This is a genomic window from Bradyrhizobium altum, from assembly GCF_020889705.1.
In the GTDB taxonomy this organism is placed as follows: domain Bacteria; phylum Pseudomonadota; class Alphaproteobacteria; order Rhizobiales; family Xanthobacteraceae; genus Bradyrhizobium; species Bradyrhizobium altum.
The window spans coordinates 1-9,859 of sequence record NZ_JACMYP010000302.1; the positions used below are offsets into that span (position 1 = coordinate 1).

Below are 9,859 nucleotides of genomic sequence, written 5' to 3' on the forward strand. Positions count from 1 at the left end.
CTTCCAGACTTCTGGTCGCGAATGCCGGACGCGCTGCCGGGCTGCACGACGGGTCGTGTCTGCGGCGGCGTCGCGCGGACGCGATGGCGCTCGTCGTCATAGAGCGACGAGCGATATTTGGCGCGCGCCACCGCCATGGTCGAGCCGCGCCATGCCGCCAGCATCACCAGCGCCGAACGCTCGCCGAGACGATCGTAGAGCCGCGACAGCCGATAGACGTAGTTGACCGACGAGCCGGCTTCCGGGTTGAGGAACATCAGGATCCGCTGGAACGCGGCGCTCGAGACGTCAAGCGCCCGCATCGCGCAGGCGAGCGGCTCGCCGCCGGGATCATTGACGACCTCCGCCGCGATCCGCGACGGCAGGATCAGCGCCTCGCCGAGTTCGAGCGTGAAGTTATCGAGGTCCTCGGCAAACGCTGCCATCTCCAGGATATGGATCGCGCGCGCGGCGCGGGCGGCAGGAATCCGCGCCGCGGCCTTCAGCGGCGTCTCCTGCAGATTGTGCAGGATCTGCGCGCGTTCTTTCGCGCTGGCGGCAAAGAACATGTCGGAGATTTCGGCGGCATCGTTCGGCCGCATCGCAAGGCTCGCGGCCATCCGCAGCTCTGCCTCGGTCGGGATCTTGGCGGGCAGCGCGGACAGTGCGGGCGCGGGAATTGGCGCGGCGGCCGGCATCGGCTGCTCCGGACCGGCGCGGCGCAGTCCGAGCTTGTCCATGATCGGGGCGGGCGTTGCCGGATAGATCGCAAGCCGCGCGCGGACCGCTGCGCGGGTCGCGTCGTCGACCTCGTCGATCAGGCGCGACGTCAGCTCGACGAACTGGCGCTCTTCGTCGGCGGAGTGCGCGCTCGCCTGCACATACAGGTCGGTCAGGACGCGCAGCAAAGTGGGGCGGATGTCGACTCCCTCGCGGCGGGAGAGCGTCATCAGCCCATCGAAACCAGGAAATAGCGGAGCTGCGCTCATCTCGGGCGTACGCGACTTGCCAATAAGACTCGGCTTGAAAACCTTGTGGCAGCGAGCCTACGCAGGCTGTTTTAAGACGCAGTTAAGGAAAACAAGCCCTGAAGGCGAACGCTCGAATTTGCGCGTGTCTATTAAGGCACAGCGCCACATCCGTAACCGTCCGTATCGGCAGCTTAAGATGTCGTTAACCATGCGCGTTCTTAACTCGGCGAGCGCGGGGCAAATCATGTCCGTGCGGGGCCAGAGAGAACTGAACATGGGCACCATCGTTGAGTTTCCGGCGGGTGCGGCTGCACGGCGGCCGAGCGCTGTCGGTGCTGCCGGCGAAGGCATGGGGACCGTGCTGATCCTTCCCGTCGTGCGGATCGAGCGAACGACGGAGGAGACCAGTGGAGGTCGCGGACCGGAGCAGGGCACTGCGCACGGCCGTCGTCGCCGACGCCGCTCCTGATCCAATGCCGGAACTTGCGCAGCGGACCGCCGCTCGGCGGTCACTCCCGGCGCTGATCCTGCTGCTCGCGGGCTCGGCGCTCGTGGGCTGCAGCGGCGGCGATTTCGGCCGCACCCGCGCGGACTTCCGCAACGACGACATGCATCGCTGGATGGGTGCCGAAGCGACCGGCAGCGTCGGCAAGAACGCCTCGCAATTCCAGCTCACCGAGCACGAACGTCAGCTGCGCGATCTCGCCTATCAGTTCATCGAGCCGCCGCTGTCGCGACCGGCGTGGAAGAGCGTGTACGGCGACTACCAGCCGCTGCCTTCGCCGTGGCGGCAGAAGGTCGTGTTCGATCGCACGGCGTATGGTCGCAATTTGATCGACGAGCCACATCGCTCGTTCGCCTCGCGCTATTCGCTGCTGATCGACCAGGTCCGCGACGACATCACGCGCTTCGAGCCGTTCTTCGCTACCGCGATCCAGGTGATCGAGCTGGATCGCAAGCGCAGTGCCAGCCTCAAGATGATTGCCGACCTGTCGCCGCACGAGAAGGCAGACGCGGTGGCGCGGATGGAAGAGAACACGCTGATCGTGCAATGGGTCCAGCAATGCCTGGAGCGGCGGATCTCGTCCTATCGCTGGGCGCTGGAGCGGCTGGTGATCCAGGCGCCCGACGGCATGGCCGCCGACGCCGAACGCCAGATCAACGAACTGGCCCGGCTCACCGCTAACGCGCCGCTCGTCTCTGGACCGGTCACGGGCCAGGCCGTGGTGTCGAAGGGCTAGGCCCGTTTCATCTTCTTTGTTGTGGATCTGACGCGGCGGCTGTTCGCCTGCCGCGGCAGGCTCGCAATGAACTCCTTCAGCGCATCGGAGGGCGGGTGGGCCGAGGGATAGGCGAGGCCGACATGGCGCGTGACGTCGACATCGATCGGGCGCACCGCGACATCCGGATTGCCACGCGCCACGCCTTCGGGAACGATCGCAACGCCGACTCCGGCCGCGACCAGCGCCATCGCCCATTCCTCCGATTCCGCGATCGCCACCGGCTTGCGCGGCGGCGACGTGCGGTTGAAGAATTCCTGCTGCTCGCAATGGCAGCGATCGATCATCGGAACGCCTGCGAAGTCGGTGGTCCGGAGCGTCTCTTTGAGGGTGAGTGGATGCGACGGCGGCAGTGCCGCGACGTAGCGCTCGCTCCAGAGCGGGATGAAGTGCTCGCCGGCGCCGATCATGGTCTTGGCGACGATCCGCGCATCAGCCTTCTCATTTGCGCCGACCAGCCTAAGCGCGAGATCGGCATTGGCCGTCAGCGGCTTCAGCAGCGCGATCGTCCGCGCCTGATCGAGCGTCCGCAGCAGGCCGAGCGTCAGCGGCTGCCTTGTCGCAGGCTTGCGAAACAGATTTCGCGCCGCGTCCGCCTCGTCGATGATCCTGCGGGCGACGCCGTGAAACTGCGCGGCGGACTCCGTCGGCGCCATGCCCTTCTTGTGCCGGATGAACAGCGTGGTGCCGAGCTCGGCCTCGAGATGGGTGATCGCCGCCGAGATCGACGGCTGCGAGATGAAGCAGCGCTTCGCCGCGGCGGTCAGGTTGCGCTCCCGGTAGACCGCGGCGAAATAGCGGAGTTCTCGGATATCCATAGGCCTGTCCTATCGTATAGATAGATAGACAATATTTTACCTATCATGAGGCCGGTGGCAAGCCTGTGCTGAACTCAGCGGAGGACTGGTCATGCGCATCCACCATCTCAACACCGGCACCATGTGCCCGATCGGCAAGCGGCTCGTGAACGGCAGCGGCAGCATCTTCCAGCGGGCGCGGATGGTCTGTCACTGCCTGCTGGTCGAGAGCAATGACGGCCTCGTGCTGATCGACACCGGCATCGGGCTCGACGACATCGGCGACCCGCCGCGGCTCGGTCGCAAATGGGTGCGGCAGACGACGCCGCGGCTCGATCCGGCCGAGACGGCAGTCCGTCAGGTGAAGGCGCTCGGCTTCTCGCCCGATGATGTGCGGCATCTGCTGCTGACGCATCTCGATCGCGACCATGCCGGCGGCGTGCCGGACTTTCCGAAGGCCAAGGTGCATGTCCATCGCAAGGAGTATGACATGGCGGTGACGCATCAAGTCGCGCCGCCGCAAGGACGCTACATCACGGCGCAGTGGAAGCACGGCCCGGATTGGGCGTTCTACGGCGCCGGCGGCGAGGACTGGTTCGGCTTCAGGGGCGTGCGCGCGCTCGGCGATCGCGAGCCGGACATTCTGATGATCCCGCTGCCGGGCCACACGCTCGGCCATTGCGGCATCGCGGTGCGCGACAAGGACAGGTGGCTGCTGCACGCCGGCGATGCCTATTTCCACCATGCGCAGCTCGATGCCAGGCCGCGGATCCCGCTGGTGCTGGGCATGTTCCAGCGCCGGGCGGACATGGATCGCGCGGCGCGCATCCAGAACCAGGAGCGGCTGCGCCTATTGAAAGCGGCGCATGGCGCCAGCATCACGATCGTCAACAGCCACGATCCCGTCGACTACGAGACCTGCCGTTGCGGCCGGCACGCGCGCGCGGCGAGCTAGCGTTTGCGTGCTGCCGGCGGCGGAGCCGGGGCGGGCAGTGGCGGCGGTGCTTCCTGCTTCGTCGCAACTGGCTCGGCCTGCACCTTGCAGGACGAGGCCGCAAGCGAGGCCTGCGCCTGCGGCATCAGGCCGGGCTCCGGCGCCAGCGCCTTCAGCAGGATCAGGCCGGTCGAGGTCGGCGAGTCGATGATCAGCCGGTCGGCGGCGGTGACTTCCTCGTCCTCGGGCAGCTCATTGTGCTGCGCTTCCGTCATCAGATCGAGCTCGATCACCTTCTTGCCGGCGGAGCGGTCGTTGATCGCGTAATAGGCGACCTCGTTGCGGGTGTAGAACGACACCGACGTATAGGCCTGGCTGACCGGCACGGTGAGCTTGAGCGGCCCGGTGGAGAGATCGTAGCGGCAGATCGCCACCGCGAAGGCCGGATCCATCAGCGGCATCGGCGAGTTGCTCGGGTCGGCCAGCGGCAGCGGCGTCACCTCGTTGAGCTTGGTCATCGGTGTCAGCCGCGAATAGGCGTCCTGCGAGGCGATCCGTGGCAGCGCCAGCACGCTGACGAGATGTACTACGCCGCCGAGCAGCACGCCTGCGAGGATCGTGAACAGCACGCGGATCATGGGCAGCCCGTCGTTGCGATCGAGGGCATCGGCGCGTCGCGCTGGGTGCGGGTCGCGACCCCGACCGGCGTGTCGTAGAGGCGCAGCATCAGCGCGTAGCGCTCGATGCCGCCGGTCGGCAGCCAGTTGCCGGCGCGCGAGCGCGAGGCGATGTGGATCTCGAACGTGCCGTCGGAGGCGCGCATGATCTCCTGGCTGGTGAAGCCGTAGCGCTGCAGCGAATTCGCGACGAGGTGGCCCTTGCGGTCGAACAGCGTCAGCGTCCAGAACCGCGCCGCCGGCGTCACGCCGCTGACCACGATGTCGCAGCGGCCGTCGAGCGGCTTGTTCTTGTCGTCTGATGTGGCCGAGAACGCGATGCCGTCGCCGGTGCCGATCGGCAGCTCACCGCTGCGCGCGATCGTGGCGCGCGAATAGGGGTCGACGTCGGAGGTGCCGTTCTTCGGCCGCGCGGTCCAGGCGCCGATCTTCAGCGTGCCGAGATCGGTGCCGCGCGTCGCCGTCGCGTAGGTCAGGCCGAGGCCAACGGCCGTGGCGATGACGAGTGCCAGCAAGGTGGTGAGGAGGAGCCGCACGTCAGTTCTTGCGTGGCGCAGGTGCTGTCGTGCCGTCCGGTCCGGCCGCGGCAACGTAGTTTTCGGGGAACGCCAGCGCGCTCGAGGACTCCGGCTTGCCGGTCTTCGAGGGCTCGTTCAGCGTGGTCTTGTTGGTCGTCTTGGCGGCTTCGTCGAGCAGCTTCTCGACCCGCACCAGGATATCAGCGCCACGCTTGGTCAAGACCGGCGGCGGACCCGGCTTGGTCTCCAGCACGCGCGGCGCCGCGTTGGCCTGGGCATTGGCCTGCGCCGGCTGCGGCGGCAGCTTCTGGCCCATGCCGACGCCGACGAGTTCTTTGACTTCCACGCCCTGATGCGCGGCGACCATGATGTCGTGCCAGGTCTGCGCCGGCAGCGAGCCGCCGGTCATGCGGTTGGTCGGTGAATAATCGTCATTGCCGTACCAGACCGCGCAGGTGAAGTTGCCGGTGTAGCCGACGAACCAGGCGTCGCGATAGGCGTTGGTGGTGCCGGTCTTGCCCGCGGTCGGAATGCCGTCGAGCGCGGCGCGGCGCGCGGTGCCTTCGCTGACCACGTGGCTCATCATGCCGGCCATGTCGGCGGCGATGTTCGGCGGAATCGCTTGCCGCGGCTTCGGGCCGTCGCGGTCCCAGCGCCACACCAGATCGCCGGCGCCGGTGCGCACTTCGAGCACCGAATGCGGCGTCACCGCCTTGCCGCGGTTCGGGAAGGTCGCGTAGGCCACCGCGTGCTCGATCACCGTGACTTCGTCGGACCCGATCGGCAGCGACGGCGTATCGGGCAGCGGCGCCTTGAGGCCGAAGCGGCGCGCGACCTCGACGATCTTGGCACGGCCGGCCTTCGGGCCTTCCTTGCCGCCGAGCGCGATCGAGAGCTTGACCGGCACCACGTTGATCGAGCGGGTGATCGCCTGCGTCAGCGTGACCTGACCCGAATAGGAATGGCCATAGTTCTGCGGGCACCAGTTGCCGATGCAGACCGGGCCGTCGACGATCTTCGAGTTCGGCGTGAAGCCGTTGAGCAGCGCCGTGGTGTAGACGTAGGGCTTGAACGACGAGCCCGGCTGCCGGTAGGCGTCGGTGGCGCGGTTGAACTGGCTCGCACCGTAGTCGCGGCCGCCGACCATGGCGCGGATGCCGCCGTCGAGATCGGACACCACGGTCGCGGCCTGCGTCGCGTGATAGTCGCGCCCGAACTGGCGGAGCTGGTTCTCGATCGCTTCCTCGGCCGCCTTCTGCACGTTCATGTCGATCGCGGTGCGGACCACGAAGACGCGCTCGGTGTAGGATTTCGGGAAGGTGTCGACCAGCTTGCGCATCTCGTCGAAGGCGTAGTCGAGATAGTAGTTCGGCGAATTCTCGTCGCGCCGGTCGACCGCGACCGCCGGATTGCGGCGGGCGCCGAACACCTGGCCCTCGGTCATGAAGCCGGCATCGACGAGGTTGTCGAGCACGACATTGGCGCGGGCACGCGCCGCGGGCAGGTTGATGTGCGGGGCGTACTTGGTCGGCGCCTTGAACAGGCCGGCGAGCATCGCGGCTTCCGCGAGGTTCACGTCGCGCACCGACTTGTTGAAATAGAAATGCGCCGCGCCGTCGACGCCGAAGGTGCCGCCGCCCATATAGGCGCGGTCGAGATAGAGTTTTAAGATCTCGTTCTTGGTGAGCCGCGTCTCCAGCCAGATCGCAAGGAACGCTTCCTTCACCTTGCGCTCGATGGTGCGCTCGTTGTTCAGGAACAGGTTCTTGGCGAGCTGCTGGGTGATCGACGAACCGCCCTGGCGGACGCCGCCGGCCTGCGCGTTGGTGACGAGCGCGCGGGCGAGGCCCGGAACGTCGATGCCGAAATGGTCGTAGAAGCGGCGGTCTTCGGTCGCGAGCGTCGCCTTGATCAGATTGTCCGGAAAGTCTTCCAGCGGGATCGAGTCATTATGCTTGATGCCGCGGCTGCCGATCGGGTTGCCGTAACGGTCGAGGAAGGTCACCGCGAGGTCGGACTTCTTCAGCCAGTCCTCGTCGGCGGTCTCGCGGAAGGCGGGGATCGCGAGCGTCAGCATCAGGATCATGCCGCCGAGCCCGATGGTCGCGGCTTCCGACAGCGGCTCGATGAACACCCAGCGCTTCCAGCGGCCGACATAGAAGCGGTCCATGAAGGTGGAATAGCGCTCGTAGAGTTCGCGCAGGCCCTTGCCCGACGAGAACAGCGTCGAGTCGATACGCGCATCGAGGTCCAGGAAGAAATTCCGGACCTTCTGTTTCCAATGCGACGGCATGATCTGAAGGACCGGACCCTTGATCAGTTCGACAGCGCTGCGGGCGCCCAAATTGGGCACAGGCCAGCGTCTTGCTTCGATGTTGCGGCAATCCCAAGGCGCTTTTGCGTCGTTGGGGACTCGTTCGATGTTCTATCCGAGCGGCTGCCATAAACCAATGGCGCAGCTTGTGAATTTAATGAAAGCCCTAACGCTGCCCACCGGCTTTTTCGAGCCCGCAATATCACCCCCTTGCGGAGGGCGCGCCGGCGTCCCAAGAAGGGCTTTACCGCCATGTCAGGGATATCATGACCGCACCGCCCAAGCGCCCGTCGGGCCAGGATGGATTCTTCTGGAAAACCAAGACGTTGGAAGAGATGTCCAACGCCGAATGGGAAAGCCTGTGTGACGGCTGCGCACGTTGCTGCCTGGAGAAGCTCGAGGACGAGGACACCGGTAAGATCTATTTCACCCATATCTCCTGCAAGCTGCTCGATTCCGGCCTGTGCACCTGCAAGGACTATGCGAACCGCTCCGACCAGGTTCCGGATTGCGTCCGCCTGACGCCGGAGAACGTCCGGACGCTGAACTGGTTGCCGCCGAGTTGCGGCTACCGGCTGGTGGCCGAAGGGCGGGACCTTTACTGGTGGCATCCGCTGATCTCCGGCGATCCCGACACCGTGCATGAAGCCGGGGTCTCGGTGCGCGGGCGGGTGGAGGGTACCGAACTCGACGTCAACGACGCCGATCTCGAGGATCACATCGTGCGCTGGCCGGCGCTGCTGCCGAAACGGGCGCAATTGAAGAAGCGGCCCAGGGTGCTCGACAAGACGACCAAAGGGTGACGTCGCCACAGCGTCCGCGATCACGTGATCGCGAGAAGGTCGCGGCGGGATGCACCCATGCGCTGAGGTGCCTGCCTCAGCAGCGAATTGCTGCATAAGTTGCGGATCAGAGAATGATTCCATCGCGGCACGCGCCCGCGCAGCAACATTACGCCCCAAATGAACAAGTATGAACGGCAGAGCCGGATTCCTGCCGACCAAGAGACATTGCCTGACGACATTGCCGCAGAGCTGTCTCACCTCCCGAGCGAGGTGATCGAACTCAGCGATGCGCCGCCGCTGGCGCCGCCGGCCCCGCTCAATCCGGACGAAGTCCGCACCATCGTGATCAGCTTGATGCTGACGATGTTCCTGGCCGCACTCGACCAGACCATCGTGGCGACCGCGCTGCCGACGATCGGGCGCCAGTTTCACGACGTCACCAACCTGTCCTGGGTGATCACGGCCTATCTGCTCGCCTCCACCGCGGTGGCGCCGGTGTTCGGCACGCTGAGCGACATCTACGGCCGCCGCGTCATGATCATCACCTCGCTCAGCCTGTTCGTGGTCGGCTCGGTGCTGTGCGCGATCGCGCCCAGCATGACCATGCTGATCATTGCCCGCGGCCTGCAGGGGCTCGGCGGCGGCGGCATCATGCCTGTCGTCCAGACCGTGATCTCCGACGTGGTCACCCCGCGCGAGCGTGGCCGCTATCAGGCCTATTTCTCCAGCGTCTGGATGGCCGGCGGCATTCTCGGCCCGGTGGTCGGCGGCGTGTTCGCCGAGCATCTGCACTGGTCGATGATCTTCTGGATCAACCTGCCGCTCGCGGCGGCGGCGCTGGCGCTGCTGGTGCCGAAGATGAGCAAGATCCCGGTGTTCCACCGCAAGCGCAAGGTCGACTGGCTCGGCGGCGTGCTGCTGATGGCCTCGGCCGTCGTGCTGATGCTGGTGCTGACCTGGGGCGGCACGCGTCTCTCCTGGCTGTCGCCGACCATTACCGCGATGATCGGCGCCTCGATTGCGCTCGCCGGCGCCTTCGTCTGGCACGCGCGCCGCGCCGACGAGCCGTTCCTGCCGCTGTCGCTGCTCGGCGGCTCGGTGGTGCCGTTCGCAATGGGCGCGGGCGGCTGTGCGCTCGGCGCCATGGTCGGGCTCACCGTGCACCTGCCGCTCTATTACGAGGTGGTCTATCACCTGACCGCCAGCGAGGCCGGCCTTGCGCTGATCCCGCTCGCGGCGATCTCGACCTTCGGTGCTGCGATCGCCGGCCGGACCATGGCGAAGGCCAAGCACTACAAGCGTGTCGCGATCGTCGGCACCTCGGTGGCCGCGATCTGTGCCGTCGGCATGGCCGTGACGACGCTGCCGCTGTGGGGATTGCTGCTGTTGATGAGCGTGTTCGCGCTCGGGCTCGGCACCACATTCCCGATCAGCGTGGTGTCGCTGCAGAACGCGGTGGCGCGTCCGCAGGTCGGCACCGTGACCGGCGCGATGAACTTCTTCCGCGCGATGATGGCCTCCTTCACGGTCGCCGCCTTCACCACGATCCTGCTGATGACGCTCGGGACCGACATCTCGCTCGCCGGCGAGCATCATGCCGCGTC

At 66.4% G+C, this 9,859-nt stretch carries 10 protein-coding genes; 5 read left to right on the top strand and 5 right to left on the bottom strand.

Features of this window, described 5'->3' with window-relative positions:
* Positions 1–929: DUF2336 domain-containing protein (locus tag H8B02_RS40900; protein ID WP_229171358.1), on the bottom strand; the 929-nt coding region annotated here is incomplete at its 3' end.
* 295 nt (positions 930–1,224) lie between these two features.
* Here H8B02_RS40900 and H8B02_RS40905 point away from each other — a divergent pair.
* Complete coding sequence (locus H8B02_RS40905; protein ID WP_229171359.1) at positions 1,225–1,419, top strand: hypothetical protein; 195 nt, start codon at positions 1,225–1,227, stop codon at positions 1,417–1,419.
* Positions 1,420–1,423: 4 nt separating this feature from the next.
* Complete coding sequence (locus H8B02_RS40910) at positions 1,424–2,191, top strand: hypothetical protein (RefSeq protein WP_229171360.1); 768 nt, start codon at positions 1,424–1,426, stop codon at positions 2,189–2,191.
* Here the strand turns inward: H8B02_RS40910 and H8B02_RS40915 are convergent.
* Complete coding sequence (locus H8B02_RS40915) at positions 2,188–3,048, bottom strand: LysR family transcriptional regulator (protein ID WP_229171361.1); 861 nt, start codon at positions 3,046–3,048, stop codon at positions 2,188–2,190. The two genes, H8B02_RS40910 and H8B02_RS40915, sit on opposite strands and share 4 nt — an antisense overlap.
* A gap of 91 nt (positions 3,049–3,139) precedes the next feature.
* Between H8B02_RS40915 and H8B02_RS40920 the strand changes: the two genes are divergently transcribed.
* Entirely contained in the window at positions 3,140–3,982 is an 843-nt protein-coding gene (locus H8B02_RS40920) for an MBL fold metallo-hydrolase (protein ID WP_229171362.1), read from the top strand.
* Here H8B02_RS40920 and H8B02_RS40925 read toward each other — a convergent pair.
* Genes H8B02_RS40925 through H8B02_RS40935 form a run of 3 tightly spaced genes read right to left on the bottom strand, consistent with a single transcriptional unit; the run spans position 3,979 to position 7,449 of the window.
* Positions 3,979–4,599, bottom strand: coding sequence for a DUF1254 domain-containing protein (locus H8B02_RS40925; protein ID WP_229171363.1), 621 nt, complete (start codon positions 4,597–4,599; stop codon positions 3,979–3,981). The two genes, H8B02_RS40920 and H8B02_RS40925, sit on opposite strands and share 4 nt — an antisense overlap.
* Positions 4,596–5,174, bottom strand: coding sequence for a DUF1214 domain-containing protein (locus H8B02_RS40930; protein ID WP_029082050.1), 579 nt, complete (start codon positions 5,172–5,174; stop codon positions 4,596–4,598). The genes H8B02_RS40925 and H8B02_RS40930 overlap by 4 nt, the downstream gene beginning before the upstream one ends.
* A 1-nt stretch (position 5,175) precedes the next feature.
* Positions 5,176–7,449, bottom strand: a complete 2,274-nt coding sequence (locus H8B02_RS40935; protein WP_212311667.1) for a transglycosylase domain-containing protein — start codon at positions 7,447–7,449, stop codon at positions 5,176–5,178.
* Positions 7,450–7,736: 287 nt separating this feature from the next.
* Between H8B02_RS40935 and H8B02_RS40940 the strand changes: the two genes are divergently transcribed.
* Positions 7,737–8,273: a YcgN family cysteine cluster protein gene (locus tag H8B02_RS40940; RefSeq protein WP_229171364.1), complete on the top strand. Its 537-nt coding sequence runs from the start codon at positions 7,737–7,739 to the stop codon at positions 8,271–8,273.
* Positions 8,274–8,432: 159 nt separating this feature from the next.
* Positions 8,433–9,859 (top strand): MDR family MFS transporter (locus H8B02_RS40945; protein WP_229171365.1); only part of this gene is annotated, 1,427 nt, incomplete at its 3' end.

Coding starts and splice junctions, on each gene's coding strand:
- H8B02_RS40905 (WP_229171359.1), top strand. CDS start 1,225: ATGGGCACCATCGTTGAGTTTCCGGCGGGTGCGGCTGCACGGCGGCCG.
- H8B02_RS40910 (WP_229171360.1), top strand. CDS start 1,424: ATGCCGGAACTTGCGCAGCGGACCGCCGCTCGGCGGTCACTCCCGGCG.
- H8B02_RS40915 (WP_229171361.1), bottom strand. CDS start 3,048: ATGGATATCCGAGAACTCCGCTATTTCGCCGCGGTCTACCGGGAGCGC.
- H8B02_RS40920 (WP_229171362.1), top strand. CDS start 3,140: ATGCGCATCCACCATCTCAACACCGGCACCATGTGCCCGATCGGCAAG.
- H8B02_RS40925 (WP_229171363.1), bottom strand. CDS start 4,599: ATGATCCGCGTGCTGTTCACGATCCTCGCAGGCGTGCTGCTCGGCGGC.
- H8B02_RS40935 (WP_212311667.1), bottom strand. CDS start 7,449: ATGCCGTCGCATTGGAAACAGAAGGTCCGGAATTTCTTCCTGGACCTC.
- H8B02_RS40940 (WP_229171364.1), top strand. CDS start 7,737: ATGACCGCACCGCCCAAGCGCCCGTCGGGCCAGGATGGATTCTTCTGG.